A 25562-nucleotide genomic window follows, 5' to 3' on the forward strand; every position below is an offset into this window, starting at 1 on the left:
ATACCTAAGTTTCAGTTAAAATTGTCCACCGGAAAACCGATATGTTTTCTCTCTTGTCGATCGCGACTCCGGCTGTTAATTTTTCGCTACGGGCGGCAGCGGGGTACCCAGAGCCCTTAGATCCAAGGCGTAGCCTCCGGTGGCGAGATAAACAGTATCGGCGATCGCCCCGATGTGGCGGACGAGATTGCCGAGGCGATCGCGAAACAGCCGCCCCGCCGGATAAGCAGGCACAACACCCCATCCGGTTTCTTCCCCTACCAAAATTACATCAGCCGCCGCCGACTTCAAACTAGCTAGCAAATCTTGCTGCGTAGTCGCCCAAACAGCAGCTTCTTGTTCCAAAAGATTTGCCGTCCAAGTTCCCAGGGAATCAATCAACAAGCAATCTGAGGGCTGGCTGGCCCGCACAACTGCCGGTAATTCGATCGGCACTTCTAGAGTTGTCCAATCAACTGGACGGCGATTTCGGTGCTGTTCAAGGCGACGAAGCCACTCCAAATCCGTTTCATCAACGCGACTGGTAGCCACATAGATTATTTGTTTGCCCGAACCCGCCGCCAGAGTTTCGGCCCATTCACTTTTGCCACTTCGGGCAGGCCCAGTTACTAAGATTAATTGTCTCGATGTGGTGGGTTCTGAGTTAGTCATTAGTTATTAGTCAGCAGTCATTAGTCAGATACAAATGATTAAACACAATTACCAATTACCAATTACCAATTACCAATGATCATTTAAACGGCCAACTACCAAATGCTTTTTAAGCGATAATAGCATTGATGAGACAATATCAGAGTAAGTCGATCGAGAACTCCCGTATTTCCCAAGCTGTTATTTATGCCAGATCATCCTCAGATATCAGCGATTATTTGCACCCACAATCGCGCCGCCTATTTAGGTGAGGCGATCGACAGCTTGCTGGTACAGGATTTTCCCGACAACTTTGAAGTAGTAGTAGTGGATAACGCTTCTAGCGATTATGCAAGCCCCGAAAGTTCGATTTCGCGCACCCGCGAGATCGTAGAAGCAAGACAGGGCGATCGGCGCCTCAAGTACGTCTGGGAACCCGAAATCGGTCTGTCAGTAGCCCGGAACACCGGCGCTAAGCAAGCCCGCAGCGAAATATTAGCTTATCTCGACGACGACGCTATTGCTGAGCCGAATTGGCTCAGAGTGCTACACAGCGCTTATCAAAGCAATCACAAACTCGCCGTAGCTGGTGGCAAAGTCAATTTGCTCTGGCCTTCTGGAGTCAGCCCGCCCGCATGGCTGTCACCGGGATTAGCCCAGAACTTGGGAGTTTACGATTTAGGCAATACTTATCTGTACGTGACTGCTGCCGGTTTGACTCCCAGGGGTGTAAACTACTCGATCCGGCGCGCTTTTCTCGAAAAAATTGGCGGCTTCGATGTCAAACTTGGTAGAGTCGGCAAAAAGTTGCTGTCAAATGAAGAATTGCGCGCCACAGAATTAGCATTAGAGCTAGGTTGGCAAGTAGTTTATCTACCGGAGGCCCTGGTGCTTCACCATGTCGCCACAGAACGGCTCAACAAAGCTTGGTTTCTAGAGCGCGGGTGGTGGCAAGGCATCAGCGAGTGTTATCGCGAACAATTGTCCGATCGAGCCGGTATTGCTCAGCTTGGGCGGGGGGGTGAAAGAATCTTGAGGGGTGTCTGGAAGTCTTTTAAATATATTAGAGATCCAGGGCTGCGCTTTGAAAATTTCGTTTTTGCCTGGGGTCAAATCGGTTATTTGAGCGCAGCCATCCGCGGGCTAATTTTTGCACCGAAATCTACCAGCAGGCATTAGGCTATAGGCAATATCCCTCGCTGCTCAAGTCGTCGGCGCCGCTGTGCCGATCGCACTTCATCCACCAAAACTCGACCGCATTTAGGTTCAAGCACTCGATTATGACATCTAGTTCATCCAAGATTCCGGTTTCAGTTCTCATTCCGGCAAAAGACGAAGAACTTAATCTACCTGCGTGTCTGGCCAGCATTGCCAGGGCGGATGAAGTTTTCATGGTTGATTCCCAAAGCAGCGATCGCACGGTAGAAATTGCCATCAGCACCGGCGCAAAAGTAGTGCAATTCTACTTCGACAACCGCTGGCCGAAAAAGAAAAATTGGTCTTTGGACAATCTGCCCTTTCGCAACGAATGGGTATTAATTGTCGATTGCGACGAGCGCATTCCGCCGGAACTTTGGGACGAAATCGCGCAGGCGATCGAAGACCCCAATTTTGACGGCTACTACCTCAACCGCAAAGTCTTCTTTTTAGGCCAGTGGCTGCGTTACGGCGGCAGATATCCCGACTGGAATTTGCGTTTGTTCAAGCATCAAAAAGGACGTTACGAAAATCTCGGCACTGAATCTGTCCCCAATACTGGCGACAACGAAGTTCACGAACACGTCATTTTAGCTGGTCAAGTCGGCTACTTAAAAAATGACATGATCCACGAGGATTACCGCGATTTATTTCACTGGATAGAACGGCACAACCGCTATTCTAATTGGGAAGCTCGTGTTTATTTCAATATTATTGAAGGGCGCGACGACAGCGGCACTATTGGCGCTCACCTATTTGGAGATGCAGTGCAGCGGAAACGCTTTCTCAAAAAAGTTTGGGTGTGGCTGCCTTTTAAACCTCTGCTCAGATTTATGTTATTTTACTTCATTCAGCTCGGCTTTTTGGATGGGAAAGCTGGCTATATTTATGCAAGGTTATTGAGTCAATATGAGTATCAAATTAATGCAAAACTTTATGAATTGCGTTGTTGTGGCGGTCAGTTGAATGTGGCCGAATCTCAACCGCCTCTGTCGCCACCAGTAGTTATCAGTCAAGAGACAGAAGTGAAATTGCCGTAATAGTAGGTATGAAATTTTAACCGCAGATGGCGGCGGATTGACGCCGCTGAACGCAGATAAATGTTGATTAGGGTTAAGTGCGCTCACCCTTTTGGATCGAATGGGCGATCGCACTTTTCCTTCCTTTCCTTAAATCAGCCTGAAATTAGCAGATGTAATCGCATTGGCACTCACTCCAATCATCACGCCTAACTGCTCCCCTGTCAAGACATTTTTGATGAGAGTTCCCTGAGTATTTTGAGTTATTGCTAACTGACCAAAACTCAAACCACCGCTTAATCCAATCAAATCTTGACCGACGGTAAAATCAGCGATCGTGTCAAATCCTTGACCAGCTTTTAAGACAAAAATATCGTTGCCGCTACCGCCAATCAAACTATCATTTCCCATGCCTCCGTCAAGGATATCGTCGCCCTTCCCACCCGTGAGAGTATCGTTATCTAGGTTTCCGTAAAGAGTATCATTACCTTGACTACCAAGGATGATGTCGTTACCTTTGCCTCCATATAAAACGTCATTATCCTTGCCGCCATCGATGAAGTCATCATCTTTGTCGCCATATAACGAGTCATTGCCTTTGCCGCCATATAACGAGTCATTGCCTTTGCCTCCGAAGATTAAATCGTTGCCCGACTCGCCAAGAACGATGTCGTTTCCTTCTTCTCCATAGAGGATGTCGTCACCTTTGCCTCCGGTGATGAAGTCGTTGCCTTGATTGCCATTAAAGATGTCATTGCCGGCACCACCATATAAGTTGTCATCCCCGGATTTGCCATTGAATATATTGCCGTTGTTAGTGCCGAGAAATTCATCGTTTTGGGCAGTGCCTATTTGAATTCCCGATACACCAAGTATGGTGTTTTCAATTGAGTTAGGTTGGTTTAAAGTTGGTGTTCCCGTTGGTGTCGGTGTTCCCGTTGGTGTCGGTGTTACCGATGGTGTCGGTGTTACCGATGGTGTCGGTGTTACCGATGGTGTTGGTGTTTCCGTTGGTGTCGGTGTTCCCGATGGTGATGGTGTCGGTGTTAACGATGGTGTCGGTGTTACCGATGGTGTCGGTGTTACCGATGGTGTCGGTGTTACCGATGGTGTCGGTGTTCCCGTTGGGGTCGGTGTTCCCGTTGGTGTCGGTGTTCCCGTTGGTGTCGGTGTTACCGATGGTGTCGGTGTTCCCGATGGTGTCGGTGTTACCGATGGTGTCGGTGTTACCGATGGTGTCGGTGTTCCCGTTGGTGTCGGTGTTACCGATGGTGTCGGTGTTACCGATGGTGTCGGTGTTCCCGTTGGTGTCGGTGTTCCCGTTGGGGTCGGTGTTTCCGTTGGTGTCGGTGTTCCCGTTGGGGTCGGTGTTTCCGTTGGGGTCGGTGTTCCCGTTGGGGTCGGTGTTCCCGTTGGGGTCGGTGTTCCCGATGGTGTCGGTGTTACCGATGGTGTCGGTGAGGGCGCGGGTACAGGTGCGGTGTCGTTGTCAATATTAGTGACTGCGACATCATCCGCATTAACACCGCTGTAATTAGTATCCGTACTGGTAGCAGCAGCAGTGACAATGTTGTAAGCAACATTCCCATCTACTACTAAGTCATTTACTCCGGTAACGGTGACGGTTTGGGGAGTATTCCAGTTAGCCGAAGTGAAAGTTAAACTCGGTTTATCTACAGTACCTTCAGCCGTATTATCAGAAGTCATCCCGATGCTGACATCTGCTGTAGGCTGGCTGGTTAAGCGGATGTCAAACGTGGCTTGGCCACCGACTTCGCTGGTATTGCCGCTAATCGGGAGGATATCAATTCCAGCGGTGTCGTTGTCGGTGATGGAAAAACTACCTGTGGTAGTGGTTCCTAATTGAAAGCCTGCCGATGGATTGCTAATAGTTAGGTTGGCAGTTTCGTCAATTTCGGCAATTTGGTCGTCGGTAATGGTGAAGGTGACAGAACCGCTGCTTGCTCCATCGGCGATGGTAATTTGGGTGGGAATGTTGCCGGTGAAATCAGCAGCCGTGGCATCTCCAGTTAAGGCGAGGTCAACGGTTTGGTTGCCGACTACAGGTGCGGCGGCGGTGGCTGTGACGGTGATGCTGGTTGTTCCGGCTTCAGTGCCAGTGTTACTGCTGAGTGAGAGGTTGACGTTGGGGAAGTCGTTGTCAGTAATCGCAATATTTTGACTGGTGTTCGCTCCCAACACTATCCCGGCCGAAGGATTACTAATGGTTAAAGTGGAAGTTTCGTTTCCTTCAATTAACGCATCATCGACAACTGTAAATGTAACTGTTCCCGTAGTTTCTCCGCTGGGAATGGTGATGGTTGTGCCGCTGAGGTTGTAGTCGCCGGAGGTTATACCTGTTCCTGCTACGCCTAAGTCAACGGTTTGAGGGCTTGTAACGGCACTCTCTGCGGTGGCGGTGACGGTGATGGCGGTTGTTCCGGCTTCAGTGCCAGTGTTGCTGCTGAGTGAGAGGTTGACGTTGGGGAAGTCGTTGTCAGTAATCGCAATATTTTGACTGGTGTTGGCTCCCAACAATATCCCAGCCGAAGGATTACTAATGGTTAAAGTTGCAGTTTCGTTTCCTTCAATTAACGCATCATCGGCAACTGTAAATGTAACTGTTCCCGTAGTTTGTCCGCTGGGAATGGTGATGGTTGTGCCGCTGAGGTTGTAGTCGCCGGAGGTGATACCTGTTCCTGCTACGCCTAAGTCAACGGTTTGAGCGCCCTCCACGGCACTCTCAACGGTGGCGGTGACGGTGATGGCGGTTGTTCCTGCTTCAGTGCCTGCGTTATTGCTGAGTGAGAGGTTGACGGGGGGGCTGCCTAAAATCGTACCGTAAACATCGTTATTGTCTTGGCTGCTGCCGACACCGTTGGCGGGGGTGGTGGCAGCAGGAGTGCCTGCTTGGTTGGCTGCGGTGTTGTTGGTGAAAGTTGCTCCAAATGACGTGACAGTAGGTAGCGCGGTGGGCATTCCTTGGTTGTTGCCATTGGTGTTGGTGAGAGAACGCATGGCAAAAATGGCCCCACCTTTGCCTTGACCGGGGTTGCTACCCGTGCCGCCTGTAGCAGTGTTGTCGGTAAATGTGGCGTTGTTAAGGATGAGATTACCTTGACGGATGAATACTGCACCCCCCATACCCGCACCGCCGCCGCTGTCGCCACCGTTGTCGGCGTAGCCGTTGCCACCGTTGCCGCTGCCGCCACCGAAGCCGCCGCTGCCGCCGCTGCCGAAGAAGCTGCCGCCGCCGCTGCCGAAGCTGCCGTTGATGTTGCCGCCACTACCGTTGCCGCCGCCGCCACCGTAGCCGCCACTGCCGCCGCTGCCGCCGCCGTAGCCTAGGCCGAAGCCGCCACCGCCACCGAAGCCGCCGCCGCCGCCGTAGCCTCGGGCGCTGCCGCCGGCGCCTCGGGGGCTGCCGATGTTGCCGCCGCTGCCACCGGCCATGCCGAAGCCGCCACCGCCGCCGAAGCCGCCACCGCCGCCGAAGCCGTTGCCGCCGTTGCCGTCGGCGTAGCTGATGCTGCTGGCGTAGCCGCCGTTGCCGCCGTAGCCTCGGCCGCCCCAGCCGCCGAAGCCGCCGTTGCCGCCGAAGCCGTTGCCGCCATCGAAGCCGTTGCTGTAACCGTAGCTGCCGTAGGTGCCGTTGCTGCCACCGCCGCCGAAGCCTCGGCCGCCCCAGCCGCCGAAGCCGGCGTTGCCGCCGCGACCGATGCCACCGTCTCTGAATCTACCGCCGTCGCCGACAACGGTGGCACCATCATTAGCCGAATTGTAAGGCAGAACACTAGCCTCCCCACCTTCGATAGAAGTGCTACCGTTTCCACCAATGGCAGAGTTATTAGAAAAGGTGACAGAATTCAGGCTGACTGTGCCGTTATAAACAAACAAGCCACCCCCCATACCTGCTCCCCCACCACCACCAGAGTCGCCCCGGGCGGAACAAAAGCTCATGGTCATGTTGGTGAAACTGACGGTTCCAGACTTCACAAAGAAGGGGCGAAATGCATTACTTCCCGAGACTGTGAAACCGCCACCAATAAAAGCAATATTGCTGTCAATTAGCTGATTCGGAATTCCTTCAAAGTTGACATCTGTGGTAAGGGTAATGGTGTCATCCCCTGGTGCGACATTCGCATCTAAAATTGCTTTGCTTAATGTGCCTGCTACATCGCCAGCACCAGAATCCCTTGCCTCTGTGACATCAAAGTTAGCCAGTGTATAGTCATAATCTTCCATCGCCTGCCGATTAAACGGCACGGCGGATTCAATCTGGCCCGTTACTATTTCTAAATCCCAGTCGCCTCCTTTAGCTGCATTTCCTGTCAAGTTGTTAGAGGCTGCGACATCTGCACCTGTGAGTTCACTCAATCGCTTGACAAAATTATTGCCAGTTTCTGTGGCGGCTACATCGCATCCATAAAGTAGAATATCTCCGTTCTCTGTCAGAGCATTTCCCCACTGTTTTAGCTGAGTGTTGAAATTTTCGAGGTCATTCCCATTAAGTACGTCTGCACCGAGTTTTAAACTGCCTTGGTTGCCGTGAGAAACTACATGAACAGCTTCAATGCCACTTTCACTAGCCAGTGCTTGGGTAATCTGTTCAATGCCACTACGCTTGTCATCTAAAACAACTATTTTGGCGTTAGCATCTGCGCCCTCTATCAAGTTTTGATAATTCTGTACAGAAGAGTCAACAAAAATAATTTGTTTGTGGGCGGTGGATGAGTTCATAATTGCTGAAATCCTTGATATCTATGGTTTACATTTAAGTCCGGCAGGGGGTGAAAATCTCGTTTTTAGCCGAGTCTCGATCCCCCTAAATCCCCCTTAAGAAGGGGGACTTAGAGAATATTCCGGTTCCCCCCTTTTTAAGGGGGGTTAGGGGGGATCGAGGCTAAGGTTTTGCGGTTTATTGAGCTTTCGCTACAATCGCACTAGCACGACTATTTGTTGAATCTATCCAAAAAGATAAGCCATCAAATCGCTCAAACAAGTCGGGGGGTAAAATCGTTTTTCTCGGTTTAAACTCGACTTGAGCACGCACTTGATGTAATCCTTGTGTTTTCAGTTTATTATCAAATTCCGGTTCTTGATATTGAACATTCTCGAAATCATGCTCAAAAGGCTCTTCGTCGAGAAATTGATAAATCAACGACATTGTTTTAGCCGGCTTTATGGTTAATAGGTCGTAATCTACCAGTAGAAGAGATGCACTCTGTTCGCTGTAAAATGCTTCTTTAAGAGCGTTATAAGCATAACCAACTAAACGGGAACCTTGACTTAATGCCTCCGTGCGGCTATAAACTGTAGCCCGTTCCGCTGGATTATTAAATAACCTGGAAACATCAAAGGCATTGCGCCGAATCAGTAGCTCAATGCTATCCATAATCCAAGCAATGTTTCTGACGCAGCAGATGACTTTTGCTTCGGGAAATAGTTCCCGAATTAATGGCAATTTACTGCACCAAAGACGATTGGTGTCGAAGATCACTTCTTTTTCAGCTTGGGGGTGGTAATAGGCTGAAAAGATGCTCATAATCAGTGCCCGTTTTTGTTCAGAGGAAATGAACACGGAAAACTCATTATTATCTTCGCTCATGGCTTCCAACATTCGCTCCACTAAACCCCCGACAGGGGAGGTCATGGCGGCGTGAAATCGCGGATTTTGCCGGAGTAATGCTGCCAGTAAAGTAGAGCCCGATCGCGGTAATCCTGATATGAAGTGGGCTTTCACTGGCCTCGCGTGGGAATGGGTGAGTTAAACATAAATATAACTTCAATGTATCATACTAAAGACATATCTTTTATAGCAGATTTTTCTTTAACAGTTCGTAATACAACATCCAGGTTTACGATATCTTTACAATCTAGACATCGTGGGTTGGCTTTCCTTATCTCTAATCATTGCTTCGGGCCCCTGCCTCTGTAAAGTCGGAAAAGTCAGATCGTAAAGTCGGAAAAGTCGGATCTTTGTCTTTGTGATGAGCAGATAATAAGGTTTATGATATCTTTACAATCTAGATATCGCCCTTGTTAATTACTTAGGTATTTTAACCGCCGATGTCAGCGGATATACGCAGATGGACGCAGATGAAGAGATGTTATTTGATGAGTTCTTCGAGGGATGGAAAAAGCAATTTTTGTGCGCTCACTTTTTCGCAATCGCAACCTTGTTGAATTGCGGATATTGCTGATACTTTTCCTCGCAGCAATTGGATGCTTTCTATTAGCAATGGTAGAGTTAATAAAATTATTGATGCTGATACTAGCAAGCTAATCAAGCCGTCAGCCCAATTCCAGTGCAGCCACGCCACGGCGATCGCCGCTAAAATTACTCCAACCGACGAAAATATGTCTGCCACGGCGTGCAGAAACGCGCTTTTGAGGTTCAAGTCGCCGTGACAGCAGGAATGCAAGCAACAAGCATTGATTGAGTTGATGCTTAAACCGACTATGGCGGTAATTAACATCGGCAGCCCTTCTACTTCGGGAGTTGGGGACTGCAAACGAGCGATCGACTCTGCTGCAATCCACAGGGCGATCGCTACTAAACTGATACTATTAATTAAAGCAGCAATGATTTCTCCTCGTTCAGGGATTGACGATTGTGCGATCGTACAATCTACGGATTTACTTTTGCGTTTGACTGAGGAGTACCAAGTCGCTGTCAAAGTTATTGCTAAAGCTGCTACATCCGAAAAAACGTGACCCGCATCTGCTAGTAGGGACAAACTATGAGAATTAAGTGCGGCGATTAACTCTGCTACAAAAAAGCTGCTAAGCAGTACCAATGCTGTTTGTAAAAGTCGCACTTTGCCAATTCTGGGATTTATATTCTCGCATTGTGCGGTATCCTTGGCGTTTTCAGAGTCAAAATTTTCCTTAACTAGAAATGTCATGCAGCAGCCCTTAAGGTTAAACTCGATTTTAAATTAAACATTAAATTAACTATCAATGACCGATTATATACCAAATCCGAACCAAGATCCGGAAAATTTGATCGCAAATTCCCCAAATTCGGGAATAAACGATCGTTCAATTAGCGACAACCAGGCAAATATTTTAACAGGCGAATCTTTGGTTGATTTGCGGCGGTACAACCAATCAAAGTTCGATCGGGGAAAGCCTGGTTGGCTAATTTTGCTTTGGTGGTTCGTGCAGGCGATCGCATTTCCTCTCACTCCACACCCTTTTAACGGCATCAGAAGCGGCTTGCTGCGGTTATTTGGAGCGAAAATAGGTCGGGGTGTGTTGATTCGTCCCACGGCTCGTTTTACCTATCCTTGGAAAGTTGAAATCGGAGACTACAGTTGGATCGGAGATGATGTTGTATTGTACAGTCTCGATCGAATTGCGATCGGCAAACACTGCGTCATTTCTCAAAAAAGCTACCTTTGCACCGGTACTCATGACCCTCAAGACCCAGCCTTTAGCTTAATAACAGGACCTGTAATCATTAATAACGGCGTTTGGATTGCCGCCGACTGCTTCATTGGCCCAGGTGTCGAAATCGGTGCAAATGCGTTAATTGGAGCTCGCAGCAGCGTCTTTAAAAATATGCCTGCAGGCTTTATTTGCACAGGAACACCTTGTCGTCCCCGCTATCGGCGAGAAATTAACCAAAGTTCATAAGAGACATTGCACCGGGAAACTAAGCAGCTTTACAAGCTTGCTGCCTAATTGGAATTTCAATGACGAATTCTATTCCCTTTCCTAATCCAGGCTGGCAGTATAATCTGCCGCCATGCTTTTCAACGATAATTTGGTAACTGATAGATAACCCCAACCCAGTTCCTTTACCGATCGGTTTGGTGGTAAAAAAAGGATCAAATATTTTCGGTTGTAAAGTTTCGCAAACTCCTCGACCGTTGTCACTAATATGAATAGCCACCCAATTCTCATCAATTACTTGTGTAGAAATTTGAATTCGGTTCGGGTGTTGTTTGATTTCTGCAAAGGAACGCTGCTGATTTGATTCATCTAAAGCATCAATGGCATTGGAAATAATATTCATAAACACTTGATTTAATTGTCCGGCATGGCATTCTACTGGTGGAAGCTGACCGTACTTTTTTATTAGTTCAATCTCAGGATGCTCTGGTTTTGCTTTTAAACGATGATGCAGGATGGTGAGTGTACTATCAATTCCTTCATGAATATTTACAGCTTTCACCTCAGCCTCGTCTAGGCGAGAAAAGATTCGCATAGACTTGACAATTTCCTGGATGCGCTGCGTTCCTAAGTTGATTGAGTTAAGAACTTTTATAAAATCTTCCTCCACGAATTCCAGTTCTATTTCATCCATTGCTGCTTGAATCCGAGGGGTGGGATTTACATAATCTTCTTGATAGAGGTGTATAATTTTTAGTAAGTTATGAGCATACTCTTGGGCATAACCCAGATTGCCCGATATGAAATTTATAGGGTTGTTTATTTCATGAGCAATCCCAGCGGCCATTTGCCCTAAGCCGGACATTTTCTCGCTTTGGATTAACTTAAGTTGCATTTGTTGTAAATCTTCATAGGCTTGGCTTACTTCTAAAACTTTCTGCTCCAATAAGGTATTTTTTTCTTCTAATTTATCAGCTAGAACATGAAGCTTTAAATGCAGCTTGACGCGAGCTAATACTTCCTCCTGTTGGAAGGGTTTGGTAATATAATCTACAGCCCCAAGCTTAAACCCCTCAACTTTATTAGCCGTATCCGACAGCGCAGTCATAAATATAACGGGAATCTGTTTAGTTTCTGGATTAGCCTGTAATCGACGACAGGTTTCAAATCCATCAATCTCTGGCATCATGACATCTAGTAAGATTAGATCTGGTAGAGCATATTTAACTCGCTCTAGTGCCATTTTTCCAGATTTCGCAACCCGAACTTCAAATCCTGCTTGGCTTAAGGCATCAGATAATACACCTAAGTTGGCTGAATTGTCATCAACTATAAGAATTGTACCGTTTGCTTGAATTTCAGAATTCATAAACCTTACTTGTAGGACTGAATAAACGTTATAATCTCTTCGTCTTGAAAGTCCTTTGCCATCTGATGCAATATTTTAGCAAAAGGAATGTATTTTGGGTCTATTTCTTCAAGCAATACCGCTTGCTTAACTATTTCTAGGAAATTTCCTTCCATAGCCAGCTCGTATAGCATTTCCATTTCTGTAGCAGGCGGGGCAATTAGCTCATCGGTGTCTGAGGCTCTCGCCCGTGGATCTTCATTAGCTTCATAAATCCATTCCAAATCAAGATACTGTTGTAATTTTTGCAGGAGTTCCGTGGCTTGAACAGGTTTGGGAATAAAAGTGTTGCCTCCTGCTTCTAAACTTCTGTATTGATCGGTTTCAAATACGCTGGCCGAAGAGACAATAATGATGATGTCTTTGAAATTTTCCGATTCTCGAACCCGCTTAATTAGCTCGAAGCCATCTAGTTCGGGCATTAGTAAGTCGGTAACGATTAAATCTGGCTGTACCTCCAGAATTTTTTCCCAGCCTTCGAGCCCATCGTTGGCTTCAGACACCTCAAAGCCGATCGGACTGAGCAAATTGCTAATTACCGAACGGTTAGCCCATTTGTCATCAATAACCACAATCTTAGGTTGGCGGTCTTTGATGCCGATAATCTGCCCACGATGGTCGATTTGAGATGTTTTTACCCATTCATCGGCTTGAGATAGATTGACATCAAACCAGAAAATACTGCCAACATTCATCTCACTTTTAACCTGAATGGTACTGCCCATTAGTTCTACAATCCTTTGGCTAATTGCCAGTCCCAATCCCGTACCTTCCGTCTGCCGCCTGCGATCTCCTACCTGCTCGAAGGGCTGAAAGATAGCTTGGAGTTGATCTTGTGCAATGCCGGTACCTGTATCGCGTATTTCAAAGCGAATTTTTTCTTCTGTGGCAAAACTGACTATAAAAGTAACAGTGCCCTTATCCGTAAATTTAATAGCGTTGCTTAAAAGATTAATTAACACTTGTCGCAAGCGTTTTTCATCCGCACGAATACCGATCGGGAGTTCGGGGCTTGATGGAAAATGAAACTGAATTCCCTTTAGTTCAGCTCGGATACGGCACATTTCTGCGACACCTTGCAGGAACGCCGGGAAATGAAAATCCGTGGGCATGAGTTCCACTTTCTGTGCTTCAATCTTCGACAAATCGAGAATATCATTGATTAAGGTCAGTAAATGGGAACCGCACTGATAAATGACATCAATGCGCGATCGCTCTTCTTCATTCAAGACTTTGGAACGCTGAAGAATCTGCGCGTAGCCCATGATGCCATTAAGCGGAGTCCGCAACTCGTGGCTCATGTTAGCAAGGAATTCACTTTTGGCCCGACTAGCTGCTTCTGCGGCTTCCCTGGCTTTTGCCATTACGAATTCTGCTTGTTTGCGATCGTGGATATCGATACAAGTGCCAACCCACTCCCGGAGGCGGCCATCTTCATCCAGAAGTGGCACCCCTCTAGCTTGGAAATAACGATAGTTTCCATCCGTTCCGCGCATTCGATATTCCATCTCAAACAGGCTTCTCGTTTGCACTGCTTCCATCCACACCTGAACTGTTCGTTCACGATCGTCCGGGTGGATTGTATCTAACCAGCCAAAACCAACCCCCTCAGCTTCCGTTTGTCCGGTGTAAGCTCTCATACTCGGCGAATCCTGGCATCTTCCTTCAGCATCCGTTGTCCAGACAATTTGGGAGATGGCAAGAATTAGGGAACGATAGCGTTCTTCGCTTTGTTTGATCGCATCTTCGGCTTGTTTGCGATCGTGGATATCGGTGCAAGTGCCAACCCACTCCCGGACGCTGCCATTTTCATCCAGAATGGGTACCCCTCTAACTTGAAAATAACGATAGTTTCCATCCGCTGCGCGCATTCGATACTGTATGTCATACACGCTTCTCGTTTGCGCTGCTTCCATCCACACCTGAGCCGTTCGTTCGCGATCGTCCGGGTGAATTGCATCTAACCAGCCAAAACCAAGCACTTCGTCTACGGTTTGTCCGGTGTAAGCTCTCCAACTTGGTAGATCCGGGCATCTTCCTTCAGCATCCGATATCCAGACAATTTGGGACGTGGCAGCGATTAGCGAACGATAGCGTTCTTCGCTTTGTTTGAGAGCATCTTCCGCTTGTTTGCGATCGTGGATATCGCTGGAAGTGCCAATCCACTCCTGGATGCGGCCATCTTCATTCAGAATTGGCACCGCTCTAGCTTGAAAATAACGATAGTTTCCATCCGCTCCCCGGATTCGATATTGTATGTCATACAGGGTTTTCGTTTGCACTGCTTCCATCCACACCTGACTCGTTCGTTCGCGATCGTCCGGGTGAATTGCATCTAACCAGCCAAAACCAACCACTTCGTCTACAGTTTGTCCAGTGTAAGCTCTGAAAGTTGGTAGATCTGGGCATCTTCCTTCTGCATCCGTTATCCAGACCATTTGGGACGTAGCAGCGATTAGCGAACGATAGCGTTCTTCGCTTTGTTTGAGAGCATCTTCCGCTTGTTTGCGATCGTGGATATCGCTACAAGTGCCAATCCACTCTTGGATGCTGCCATCTTCATCCAGAATTGGTACCCCTCTAAGTTGAAAATAACGATAGTTTCCATCCGCTCCCCGGATTCGATATTCTGTGTCATACAGGCTTCGCGTTTGCACTGCTTCCATCCACACCTGAGCCGTTCGTTCGCGATCGTCCGGGTGAATTGCATCTAACCAGCCAAAACCATCAGCCATCTCAGCTTCGGTTTGTCCGGTGTAAGCTCTCCAAGCCGGTTGATCCACGCATCTTCCTTCAGCATCCGCTGTCCAGACAAGTTGGGACGTAGCAGCGATTAGCGAACGATAGCGTTCTTCGCTTTGTTTGATAGCATCTTCGGCTTGTTTGCGATCGCTAATGTCATTATTAATTTCGAGTTGGGCACAAGGCTTTCCTTCGCCATCGCGCTGTAAAGTCCAGCGACTTGCCACAATAATATGCCGACCGTCACGGGTGGTGTGCTGCACTTCTCCTTCCCAACTTCCCTGCTGGAAAAACTCTGCCATTACGGTTTCTAACGGTTGAGAGAAGACGGTTTCCAATAATGTGTGAATGTGGTGCCCTACTACTTCCGCTTTTGTCCAACCATAGAGCTTTTCTGCACCTTGATTCCAGTATGTGATGCGGTCATCCATATCCTTAATCATGATACTATTACTGGCTAAGTCTAGTATTTCTAAGGTTTGGCGGAGTCTTTGCTCGACTTGTTTGCGATCGGTAATATCTCGTGTGGTAGCGATGATGCCCAAGATATTACCATTAGCATCTCGCCAAGGAGCTTTTGTAGTGAAAAAAGTCGCGATTTTTTCACCGTCAGAGACATCTTCCTCGTAAGTCTCAGTGATTCCTGCTGCCATGACTTGACGATCTTTCGCCATAATTGCACGGGCACTCTCAGGCGGCAGTAATTCCAAATCATCTTTGCCGATGATTTCCTCAATTGGCTTGCCTATGAAGTTTGCCAAATTGGAGTTAAGGGCAACATGACGCCCTTCCCGATCTTTAACGACAATGAAGTCGGGTGTACTTTCCAAAATAGAGTTTAGCAGTGCATTACGATCGCGCATCTGGGCTTCAGCTTGTTTGCGATCGTTAATGTTTCGCGCTATGGCGATAATACCGAGAATATTGCCTTGACCGTCCCGCCAAGCGGCTTTTGTGGTTAAAAAATAATTGCTGCGCTCACCATTAGAAATTTCTTCTTCGTAGGTTTCAGTAGTGCCTGCTTCCATAATCTCGCGGTCTTTGGCCATTATTGGAACGGCGGCCTCCGGGGGCATCAGTTCCGAATCATCTTTACCCACAATCTCCTCTATGGGTTTACCGTCAAAGAAGGAGTTTGCCACAAACGAATTAAGGGCAACATATCGACCTTCCCGGTCTTTAACAACTATTATGTCTGGCGTACTTTCCAAAATAGAACTCAGCAAGAGGTTGCGATCTCGCAACACAGCTTGCTGTTCGCGCAGAGCTTCTTCAGCTTGTTTGCGATCGGTAATATCTGTATTAGCCCCAACCCATTCCCGAATTGAACCATCCGCATTCAGAATTGGTACACCACGACAACTCATGTAGCGATATTCCCCGTCATAGCGGCGCATACGGAATTCAATTTCATAGAACGATCGATTGGCAACAGCAGTTAACCAGACAGCGAGCATAGACGAGCGATCGTCTGGATGGATAGCGTTGATCCCACCGCCTCCCTTGTAATCATCAAATGTCTGTCCTGTAAATGCACTCCAAGTAGGTTGCTCGATCGCCATTTCGCCGTCGGCATTGCAGATCCAAATAATTTGAGCAGTGGCTTCCATTAAAGAACGAAATCGTTCTTCGCTTTGTTTGAGGACATCTTCTGCGGTTTTGCGATCGCGAATATCCCGCGTAATAGTGGCAATCCCTACGGGTTCATTAGTCTCTGGATGGTTGACCAGAAATAGGGTGTAGTCTACCGCAATGGGTTGACCTGTCACGAAATTTCTGAAGCGGAAATCACTCCGCCACCCCCCCTCTTGCATTAGAGTAGGCAGAACACGCTGCTGTACAAAGTCCAAATCTTCTGGTATGAAGAAGTCGGTAATGTGTTTAGTTCTGGCTTCGTCCAAACTACTGAGTCCAACCAAATCCAGACCAGCCTGATTCAGTAGCATCGGGCGACCATCCATTGAGGCAACGCCAATAAAGTCACGGCTGTTCTCGATCGTTGTAGCGAGCAATTGCCGTTCTTCCTCTGCTTTTTTGCGATCGCTAATGTCCCGTGCAATAGTGGAAACAAACTCGACTTCGCCTGTTTCCGTTTTGTGGACGATTAAAACTTGGGAAACTGGAATTTCTTTCCCATCGCGTGACAAAAACACGGTTTCACCAGCCCAGCTACCCTCTCTTAAGGCGGTTGGAAAGACTTCATTTTGGAATTTTGTCGTTGCCGAGGGAGCTAATACAAAATCTACACTAAACGGAGAGCGTGCCTCTTCTGGAGCTACCCCCATCATTTTCTGTCCGGCTTTGTTAAGGTAGACGTTATGCCCTGTTGCATCCGCAATCCCTACGAAGTCGGAAGTTGCTTCTAAAATTGCCGTCAGTCTTGCCTGCTTTTGTTCGGCCAGCTTGCGATCGGTAATTTCAATTACAATCCCACCAACACCAAAAACCAAGCCATTTTCGTCCCGCAAAGGATAGTAAGATCCTTGCCAGTAGCGCACGATTCCTGGTTCTTTCGGCGTTTCACCCACTAATTCATGGTCGAGAATGGGCTTGCCCGTATCCAGAATTCCTTGCAGCATTGGTTCCACAGTCGGAGCCAATTCTGGCAGCACTTCACGCACTGACCTACCAATATGGTCTGCCACACAAACGCCATTCATCTGGGCCAAAACTTCGTTAATTTGGACGTACCGGAGTTGGCGGTCAAAAATCAGCAGTCCGGCGTTGGCACCTGCAAAAAAAGCGTCGAAGTGAGCCTGTCGCAATCTCTCTGCTGTTGTGCTCTCTTGCTGTTGCGGTTGGGTTTTCTCTGGTGGGAATTTGCTCATGTTGGCTCGTGCATTTCAGCTATTATTCTAAAACTTCTTTCCAATTGCGATCGCAAGGTTTTCCTTGTTTCCTATTTGGGTACTGAAGAAAACGTTCAGTAGGGCGACCATTCGGTTTTCAATCGGCGATATATGTATATCTGGCGACAATAGCGGTTAATTCTTCGGATGTATCGCCAAGCAGCTCTATTGCTCATCAATTCTATTCCTAATCAATCCTATTGGTAGAACCTTGGTGACAACATAAGCTAGGGAAGCGTTTGCCAACCAGCAATTATGCTCAGCATTTACTCAGGTTTTGGGTGGAGAACTTAGATTTGGGCGATCGAGCAATCATGTCTCGCGCCATATTTATTTCTACCCAACCCCAAACCGCCAATTTTCCACTCCTGAACAAGCAAGTATTTTCAGTAATTTTACTGATTGACAAATGTGATTAAGTTATAGTTTGTCCTCCATGTCGGTAGAATGCCAAGTATTCTTGGAACGTTATCAATTTTAGCTATATCCGTTAAATTTTCACTTATAAATACACAAAACGCACGCAACTAGCAGAGTAATAGCAATATGTCTCCCACCAGTTAAAGTCATTGTAATACTTGGATATTTGACTTGTCCACTTAAAGAGTCATTCAATAATCCCTGCTTAAGTTGATAACGGGACTTCAAAAAAAATTAGTGGAGAGTATGATAAACTCGAATCGAGTTAATGTTGACTAAAGTTAGCAGAGCGATCGCTTTAATAATAGATGAGTTTGCTCTTGGATGGCGCAAAAGTGGCACACTAACCGCAGGCCTGCAAAGACCAGGTATCCTAAAAATTGGCAATAGGGAGAACTGCGTAGTATGAGCAACCACATCTCTATGTTACGACTTCACTTTTTTTGCCCCTAAAAATAGGTTAAAATTTATGATTGCGAGTTCAGTATTTTATTTTTACATTGGGTACTGAGGACTTTATTTTTTACTACTCCCCTTGAAAAATGACAACACAAACAACCTTAGGGCCTGAATTTAAATTAAATACAATACCAGAAGAAGTATTCACACAGATTTCGCAAATATTTACCGCTACCCTATTTAAAATAGGTGAAAATCCTGTATCCTTGCAGTCACTGGTGGAACTGATTGTATTGTTTATGGCTATCCTTGTGATAGCACGATATTTTACCAACTTTCTTAAGGAAAGCTTGCTTGTCAGACTGGGAATTGACGAGGGAAATCGGGAAGCGATCGCAGTAATTATTGGGTATTTAATAGTAGGTTTGGGGGTGATAGTTGCCATCCAAAGCATTGGCTTCAACCTCGCTTCTTTTGCAGTAGTTGCGGGGGGGCTGGGAGTCGGAATTGGCTTTGGCATCCAAGATTTAACAACTAATTTTGTCAGCGGCTTAACGCTGCTTTTAGACAGACCCGTGAAAGTCGGAGACTTTGTAGAACTAGAAGGATTAATGGGAATAGTCAAAAAAATCTCGATTCGATCGACAATCATCCAAACCATTGAGGACTCCAGCGTCATAGTTCCCAACAGCAAAATGATTAGCAACCAAATTGTTAATTGGAGTTACGAAAACTCGCTACTCTGTCTGCGAGTTCCCGTAGAAGTAGCGGAGAATAGTAACCCGCTGTTAGTGACAGAAACTCTGTTAAATATTGCTTACGCGGAAGCGGGAGTTTTATACGAACCGAATCCAAAAGTATTGTTTGTCGAGTTTGGCGATGATAGTTTTAAATTTGAACTTTTAGTTTGGACGGACAAGCCGACTGAAAGAGAAGTAATTAAAAGTGCTTTAAATTTTGCGATCGAGTACAATTTTCGCCACCAGAAAATCGACTTTCCGTTCAATGACAGACAAATTTATTTGCGAAATCCCGAATTTTTGTTGTCGTTATTCAACAAAAAAGAAACTGCAATTGACACGACGGACAGTTCCTCGGAAAATAAGCAAAAAATGCCAATTTTTGAGGAACTGAAACAGCGATCGTCCCTTAGCTGTTTGCTGCGAGAGGTGGAATACTTTGAAAATCTGACGGATCTTGAATTGCGCCAATTGATTGAAGTTGGATACCGCAAACGGCTGCGATCGCAAGAATTTTTATTTCACGAAAACGACCCGGGAGATGCTTTTTACATGATTCTTTCAGGTTCAGTCGAAGTTTTTGTGGAAGCTATTGACAAACACCTGAATAACCTCAGCACTGGTCAGTTTTTCGGGGAACTTTCTTTGATGCTGGGAATCCCCAGAACTGCTTCTGTGAGAGCTTTAGAAGAAACAATTTTGTTTGCCATCAATAAAGAAGGTTTCCAGAAAGTTTTAACTGAACGACCGGATTTATACGAACAGATTATTCGAGAAATAGTCAAACACAAAGAAGAACTAAGCGAGAGACAAAAATTATTGCGAGAAATGGAATTAGTAGATGCAGCAGAAGAGGATGAAAATCCTGTAGAATGGGTGAGAAAACGGCTAACAAATCTCTTTAGTGTTTAAAATTATTTATATGACGCGATTTATTCACGATCTTTTTGCCAAAGAATACCTGGAGGAATTGCTGTCGCCGATCGGAACGGTTAATGTCGGGCGCGATGTGACTTCCGAAGTCCGAGAAATCGATGTTTATTTCACTCCTAGCACCGCAATTCCCGAATACTCAGAAACCCTGGGATTGTTGGGAAAAATGGCAAGCACAACTGCAATTTTTGAACCGTTTCGCAATCCGGCGAACGTCAGCGAAATTTGTAGCTGTCTGGGCAAATTATTGGATGTGCGAGGTGAATTGGAGCGAAAATTCAGGAGAGAAAATACTCGCTATGATGATGCTCAGTTACCCAAACTGTGGATTTTGATGCCCACAGCATCGAAAGCATTGGTAGATAGCTTTAATGCGATACCAGACACAGAAAACTGGATGCAGGGAATTTATTTTTTGGGTGAATCTTTGCGATCGGCAATTGTGGCGATTCACCAGTTGCCAGAAACTCCAGAAACCCTGTGGTTGAGGATTTTGGGCAAAGGGGGAGTGCAGCAAAGGGCTATTTCCCAATTGAGCGCTTTAGCAACAGACGATCCGTTGCGGATTATCGCGCTAGAATTGCTGTATCGGTTACAGTCAAATTTAGTAACCGATGCGCCACAAGAATTAGAGCCAGAAGAGCGGGAGTTAATTATGGCCATTGCACCACTTTTTCAACAACAAATACAAGCAGCACAGCAACAAGCTAGAGAACAAGGACTAGAACAAGGGCTAGAACAAGGGCTAGAACGAGGCAGACAAGAACAACAGCGCTTAATCTTAGAAAACTTTCTGCGAGTTAGATTTGGAGAATTAAGTCCAAAAATGACAGTATTTCTATCTCCAATATCCAAGTTGGCTGCGGCGGAATTTACAGTGCTGTTGCTGGCAATATCGATGCTGACCGTTGATGAAGCTGGGCGGGAATCAGCGGTTAAATTGTTAGCTGAAAGTGCGTTGCAAATACGATCGCCTGAATTGGGCGATCTTCTGCCTACAGCCGTTACTAATTTATTGGCTTTGACTGTGACAGAATTGACATTGTTTGTAGAACAACTGCCGCAGTTATCGGCTGAGGAATTGAGGGACAGGTTAGGAAAAACACCTGACTAAAACCTGCGATCGCAGCCATAAAGGGATCTCGCTCTTTATGGCTGCGATAATTCTCACATAAAATTCCTCGATTGTGTCGCTCGCACTTTAGGAATTGGACTGCGGCGACAAAATCAAGTGCAGCAGACCGTCGATCAGTCGATCGCGCTCCATTGGAATAATATCTTTGCCGTGCATCATATGCTGCGTTAACTGGAAATATACCACCGATCCAATAAAAATCCGCGCCGTTGCCTCCGGATCGGGCAATTTTAACTCTGGATGCGATGCAAAATATTGAGTAAGCCGCTCAATACCCGGTTTAGCTAAGTTTTTCACAAAAGTCTGCGCTAGCTGGGGAAAACGCCCCGACTCCGCAATCACTAGCCTCACAAAATTCAGGAATTCAGGTTCCTGCGTCACCTGCTCTAATAGATTGGTGGCAACGAATCGCAGCGCTACGGCGGGTTCTTCATCCAAAACTGTAAAATGGACTTTTTCTCGCGCCAGCCGCTGTACCAAGGCCACGAATAATCCTTCTTTATCTGCAAAATAGCTGTAAACCGTGGCTTTGGAAACTCCCCCCGTCTTCGCTACCTTGTCCATACTCGTGCCCGCGTAGCCGTGGGCTAAAAATTCTTGCATCGCACCTTGGAGGATTTGCTCGCTCTTGTCACCTCCTGTTGCGTCTGGTTCGATCGGTTTTGTCCTTGCCATACCTTGCTTCTGTAATTTTTATTGGGGCTCTTGACATCATTATACTGAACGGTTTAGTATTAAGACACATTAGAACTAAACGGTTTAGTTTTATTACTCTAAAAGAGGTATGTCATGGTACACCAACCAACAGCAGACGGCTTATCCTCAACTCCATCCCTAGTTAAACAACTCCTAGTTGTGGCAGCACTAGCAACCCTGGCTGCAGGGGGAACCACAGGCTACACGATCTGGCGATCGCGCATACCCGATCCCAACGCAGTAGCCGCAGCAGCATCCGTGGCGGCATCCAAATTAACGACAGTTACAGCCTTGGGGCGACTCGAACCCAGAGGAGAAGTAATTAAAGTCTCCGCCTCCGGTGCCACGGAAGGAAACCGCATCGATCGACTGTTGGTAAAAGAGGGAGACAGGGTGAAAACAGGTCAAGCGATCGCTATTTTGGACAGCCGCGATCGCCAGCAAGCCGCCCTCGACCAAGCTCAAGAACAGGTGCGCGTCGCTGAAGCAAACCTAGCAAAAGTGAAAGCAGGAGCCAAAAACGGCGAAATCCAAGCCCAGAAAGCGACTATTAGCCGTTTATCCGCCGATCGCAGCAACGAGATCGCAGCGCAACAGGCGATCGTTGCCCGTCTAGAAATTGATCGCAGCACCGAAATTGCAGCGCAACAAGCCACAATTGCCCGCATCAGGGCCGAACAACAAGGTGAAATTCAAACCCAACAAGCCGCAATTGCCCGTCTACAAGCCGAACTCCGCAACGCCATAAGCGAGGATCGGCGCTACTCCCAACTGTATGAACAGGGAGCAATTTCCGCCTCAACTAGCGACAGCAAAAGCCTCGCAGCCGAAACAGCCCAACAGCAACTCAACGAAGGAAAGGCAAAACTGAATCAAATTCGCCAATCCCGCCAACAACAAATTAACGAAGCCCAAGCCAAACTCAACCAAATTCAGCAATCCGGCCAACAACAAATTAACGAAGCCCAAGCCAAACTCAGCCAAATTCAGGAATCCCGACAACAGCAGATTAATGAAGCAGCGGCAAATCTCGATCGCATCGCCGAAGTGCGTCCCGTTGACATAGCAGCAGCCGCCGCCGAAGTCAGTTCCGCCGCTTCTGCAGCCAAACAAGCCCAAGCCAACCTGGATCTAGCTTACGTCCGTGCTCCCAGAGACGCCCAAGTCCTGAAAATTCACACGCATCCGGGGGAAAGGGTGGGAAGCGACGGCATTGTCGAACTCGGACAAACTCGCGAGATGCTAGCTGTTGCGGAAATCTACGAAAGCGATGTGGACAAAGTACGCCTCGGACAAACCGCCAAAATTACTAGCGATGCTTTGACAGGCGAATTACGGGGAACTGTCGAACATATTGGTTTGCAAGTGCAGCGGCAAAACATTGTTAACACCGATCCTTCTGCGAATATTGATGGTCGAATTGTGGAAGTAAAAGTGCGCTTAGATGAAGCTTCCAGCCAGAAAGTAGCGGGATTAACCAATTTGCAAGTCAAAGTGGCGATCGGAGAAATTAAAGATTAAGAAGTCTTAAACCGCAGGGTCGCTTGCTTCAATCCAACATCCAAAATCTCAAATCTAAATCCTATGATTGGACTAATAAAACCTTTAGAACAATTAAGACGCAGAACTTCCCTCGGATGGCTCCAACTGAGTCACGACAAAGGGCGAATGGCCGTTGCAGTAGCAGGAATTGCCTTTGCTGACGTTTTGATGTTCATGCAGTTAGGCTTCCAAAATGCGCTTTACACCAGCAATACGCGCCTGCACCAAACCTTGCAAACAGACTTAGTTTTAATTCACCCCCAAGCGCGAAATTTGATTAATTTGTCTTCCTTCCCCAGGCGCCGATTGTATCAAGCAATGAACGTACCGGGCGTGAAATCAGCCGAGCCGCTTTACGTGAAAATTGCTAACTGGAAAAATCCCGAAACTCGGCGCGAAACGTCGCTGATGGTCGTGGGTTTCAATCCCGATCGCCCTGCGTTTGCGCTTCCCGAAGTTAACCAAAATTTGAGCGCGATTAAATTGCCGGATACCGTGTTGTTCGATCGAGCTTCTAGGGGAGAGTACCAAGGAACGATCGCGCAAATTGCTGAAGGCAAAGCCGTTAAAGCTGAGGTCGAGCGACGCACAATTAACGTCAGCGGTTTATTCACAGTTGGGGCATCTTTTGCCGCCGACGGTATTTTGATGACTAGCGATCAAAATTACCTGCGCCTGTTTCCCAGACAAAACGCCGCGAGTGTTAATGCCGGATTAATTCAACTGCAACCGGGTGCTGACCCCGTGGAAGTTCAACAAGTTTTGAAAGCATATTTACCGCCTGATGTCAAGGTACTAACCAAACAAGAATTTATCGATTTTGAGAAAAACTATTGGGCTAAGAATACTGCGATCGGCTTTGTATTTAACTTAGGCGTCGCGATGGGTTTTGTAGTTGGTGTGATTATTGTTTATCAAGTTCTCTCAACCGATGTCAGCGATCACATGGGAGAATACGCTACTTTCAAAGCGATGGGCTACCGCAATGTTTATTTACTCGGCATCGTTTTTGAAGAAGCTCTAATTCTTTCCGTCCTCGGTTTTTTGCCAGGAGTAGGAGTATCTGTCGGACTCTACTCTTTAACTCGCAAAGCTACCAATTTACCCCTGTACATGACGTTGCTTAGAGCATTTATTGTATTACTTTTGAACGTGATTATGTGCACTATTTCGGGAGCAATTGCCACTCGCAAACTGCAAGCAGCCGATCCAGCAGATATGTTTTAAGGGAAAATTAATCAGAGATTATGAAAGACTAAAGCCCTGACTAAAAACATATTTTTGCAATCTTTCTCTTCTTTTTCCTCTGCCTTGTTGGCGACAAAAACGGTTTATTAGACTTGAAGTGAACAATTGCCCAATCTTGAAATCCATCTGCCTTCATCTGCGTTCATCTGCTGTTTCCCTCTTAATCAAAGATTTAGGCAACCTTGTCTCTTAATTAAATCTCCAACCTCAAACCAATAACATATGAATTCTACTACTCTCTACCCAACAACCAACGCATTACAGATTCCTGCACCTGTAATTTCCGCGCACCACCTCGACCACTACTTCGGTCAAGGTCAACTGCGAAAACAGGTACTTTTTGACATTAATCTCGAAATTAAAGCAGGTGAAATCGTGCTGATGACGGGGCCTTCCGGTTCTGGAAAAACTACGCTTTTAACTTTGATTGGCGGATTGAGATCCGGTCAATCGGGAAGTCTCCAAATTCTCGGTCAAGAAATGTGCAAAGCAAGTTCAGACCAATTGGTAAAGGCGCGGCGCAAAATTGGCTATATTTTTCAGGCGCATAATTTACATCGTAGTTTGACGGCCCTGCAAAACGTGCAAATGGGTTTGGAAGTTCACGGCAATTTGTCGCGTTCCCAAATGCGCGATCGCTCTGCAAAAATGCTAGAGTTAGTAGGACTGGAACAGCGGATTAACTATTATCCAGATGATTTGTCGGGAGGACAGAAACAAAGAATTGCGATCGCCCGCGCTTTGGTCAGTCAACCGCAAATTGTTTTAGCTGACGAACCAACAGCCGCCCTGGACAGCAAATCCGGTCGCGAAGTGGTGAATTTGATGCAGCAATTAGCCAAAGAACAGGGTTGTACTATTTTGTTAGTAACCCACGATAACCGAATTTTGGATATTGCCGATCGCATCGTTCACATGGAAGATGGAAAATTAGCCTAATTTTTAAATTTCCGAAGAATAGACATCACCCATAACTCCCTCATT

17 protein-coding genes are annotated in these 25562 nt (G+C 46.8%); 9 read left to right on the forward strand and 8 right to left on the reverse strand.

Annotated elements, in window-relative coordinates; all coding sequences use genetic code 11:
• Positions 1-75 precede the first annotated feature (75 nt).
• On the reverse strand, positions 76-651 hold the full coding sequence (gene cobU, locus QUA27_RS10125; protein WP_333067752.1) for a bifunctional adenosylcobinamide kinase/adenosylcobinamide-phosphate guanylyltransferase: 576 nt from the start codon (positions 649-651) through the stop codon (positions 76-78).
• A 186-nt stretch (positions 652-837) separates the two neighbouring features.
• Here cobU and QUA27_RS10130 point away from each other — a divergent pair, with 186 nt between their 5' ends.
• The gene (locus tag QUA27_RS10130; protein WP_333067753.1) at positions 838-1809 is read left to right on the forward strand and encodes a glycosyltransferase family 2 protein; all 972 of its coding nucleotides are present in this window, start codon (positions 838-840) and stop codon (positions 1807-1809) included.
• 1 nt (position 1810) lies between these two features.
• Here the strand turns inward: QUA27_RS10130 and QUA27_RS10135 are convergent, their stop codons facing one another.
• A complete protein-coding gene (locus QUA27_RS10135; protein ID WP_333067860.1) occupies positions 1811-2023 on the reverse strand; it encodes a hypothetical protein in 213 nt (70 codons plus the stop codon).
• Here QUA27_RS10135 and QUA27_RS10140 point away from each other — a divergent pair.
• Entirely contained in the window at positions 1950-2867 is a 918-nt protein-coding gene (locus tag QUA27_RS10140) for a glycosyltransferase family 2 protein (protein ID WP_333067854.1), read from the forward strand. The genes QUA27_RS10135 and QUA27_RS10140 overlap by 74 nt on opposite strands.
• Positions 2868-2996: 129 nt before the next feature.
• On the opposite strand, the gene QUA27_RS10145 is transcribed toward QUA27_RS10140, so the two are convergent.
• The 3 genes from QUA27_RS10145 to QUA27_RS10155 all read right to left on the reverse strand — a co-directional run bounded on the left by QUA27_RS10145 (position 2997) and on the right by QUA27_RS10155 (position 9754).
• Positions 2997-7586 carry a DUF4347 domain-containing protein gene (locus tag QUA27_RS10145; protein WP_333067754.1) on the reverse strand — a complete coding sequence of 1530 codons (4590 nt, stop codon included), beginning with the start codon at positions 7584-7586 and terminating at the stop codon, positions 2997-2999.
• A gap of 178 nt (positions 7587-7764) precedes the next feature.
• A complete protein-coding gene (locus QUA27_RS10150) occupies positions 7765-8589 on the reverse strand; it encodes a sulfotransferase family protein (protein WP_333067755.1) in 825 nt (274 codons plus the stop codon).
• A gap of 367 nt (positions 8590-8956) precedes the next feature.
• A complete protein-coding gene (locus QUA27_RS10155) occupies positions 8957-9754 on the reverse strand; it encodes a cation diffusion facilitator family transporter (RefSeq protein ID WP_333067756.1) in 798 nt (265 codons plus the stop codon).
• Between the two features lie 55 nt (positions 9755-9809).
• Between QUA27_RS10155 and hpsU the strand changes: the two genes are divergently transcribed.
• On the forward strand, positions 9810-10487 hold the full coding sequence (gene hpsU, locus QUA27_RS10160) for a hormogonium polysaccharide biosynthesis acetyltransferase HpsU (RefSeq protein ID WP_333067757.1): 678 nt from the start codon (positions 9810-9812) through the stop codon (positions 10485-10487).
• 19 nt (positions 10488-10506) lie between these two features.
• Here hpsU and QUA27_RS10165 read toward each other — a convergent pair whose 3' ends face one another.
• A complete protein-coding gene (locus tag QUA27_RS10165; protein WP_333067758.1) occupies positions 10507-11835 on the reverse strand; it encodes a hybrid sensor histidine kinase/response regulator in 1329 nt (442 codons plus the stop codon).
• Positions 11836-11840: 5 nt separating this feature from the next.
• Positions 11841-17444 (reverse strand): PAS domain S-box protein, encoded by a 5604-nt coding sequence (locus QUA27_RS10170; RefSeq protein ID WP_333067759.1) that lies wholly within the window; start codon positions 17442-17444, stop codon positions 11841-11843.
• Between the two features lie 260 nt (positions 17445-17704).
• Here QUA27_RS10170 and QUA27_RS10175 point away from each other — a divergent pair, with 260 nt between their 5' ends.
• The 3 genes from QUA27_RS10175 (at position 17705) to QUA27_RS10185 (ending at position 21071) form a co-directional block, all read left to right on the forward strand.
• Positions 17705-17884 (forward strand): hypothetical protein, encoded by a 180-nt coding sequence (locus QUA27_RS10175; protein WP_333067761.1) that lies wholly within the window; start codon positions 17705-17707, stop codon positions 17882-17884.
• A gap of 543 nt (positions 17885-18427) precedes the next feature.
• Complete coding sequence (locus QUA27_RS10180) at positions 18428-19936, forward strand: mechanosensitive ion channel domain-containing protein (protein WP_333067763.1); 1509 nt, start codon at positions 18428-18430, stop codon at positions 19934-19936.
• 10 nt (positions 19937-19946) lie between these two features.
• Positions 19947-21071, forward strand: a complete 1125-nt coding sequence (locus QUA27_RS10185) for a flagellar assembly protein H (protein ID WP_333067764.1) — start codon at positions 19947-19949, stop codon at positions 21069-21071.
• An 87-nt stretch (positions 21072-21158) separates the two neighbouring features.
• On the opposite strand, the gene QUA27_RS10190 is transcribed toward QUA27_RS10185, so the two are convergent.
• On the reverse strand, positions 21159-21767 hold the full coding sequence (locus QUA27_RS10190) for a TetR/AcrR family transcriptional regulator (protein ID WP_333067765.1): 609 nt from the start codon (positions 21765-21767) through the stop codon (positions 21159-21161).
• A 114-nt stretch (positions 21768-21881) separates the two neighbouring features.
• On the opposite strand from QUA27_RS10190, the gene QUA27_RS10195 reads away from it, so the two are divergent.
• The 3 genes from QUA27_RS10195 (at position 21882) to QUA27_RS10205 (ending at position 25517) form a co-directional block, all read left to right on the forward strand.
• Positions 21882-23309 carry an HlyD family efflux transporter periplasmic adaptor subunit gene (locus QUA27_RS10195; protein WP_333067766.1) on the forward strand — a complete coding sequence of 476 codons (1428 nt, stop codon included), beginning with the start codon at positions 21882-21884 and terminating at the stop codon, positions 23307-23309.
• Between the two features lie 63 nt (positions 23310-23372).
• Positions 23373-24557 carry an ABC transporter permease DevC gene (gene devC, locus QUA27_RS10200; RefSeq protein WP_333067768.1) on the forward strand — a complete coding sequence of 395 codons (1185 nt, stop codon included), beginning with the start codon at positions 23373-23375 and terminating at the stop codon, positions 24555-24557.
• A gap of 243 nt (positions 24558-24800) precedes the next feature.
• A complete protein-coding gene (locus QUA27_RS10205) occupies positions 24801-25517 on the forward strand; it encodes a DevA family ABC transporter ATP-binding protein (RefSeq protein ID WP_333067770.1) in 717 nt (238 codons plus the stop codon).
• Positions 25518-25562 lie beyond the last annotated feature (45 nt).

The organism is Microcoleus harperi Pol14_C6 (assembly GCF_036701295.1).
Classification (GTDB): Bacteria; Cyanobacteriota; Cyanobacteriia; order Cyanobacteriales; family Microcoleaceae; genus Microcoleus.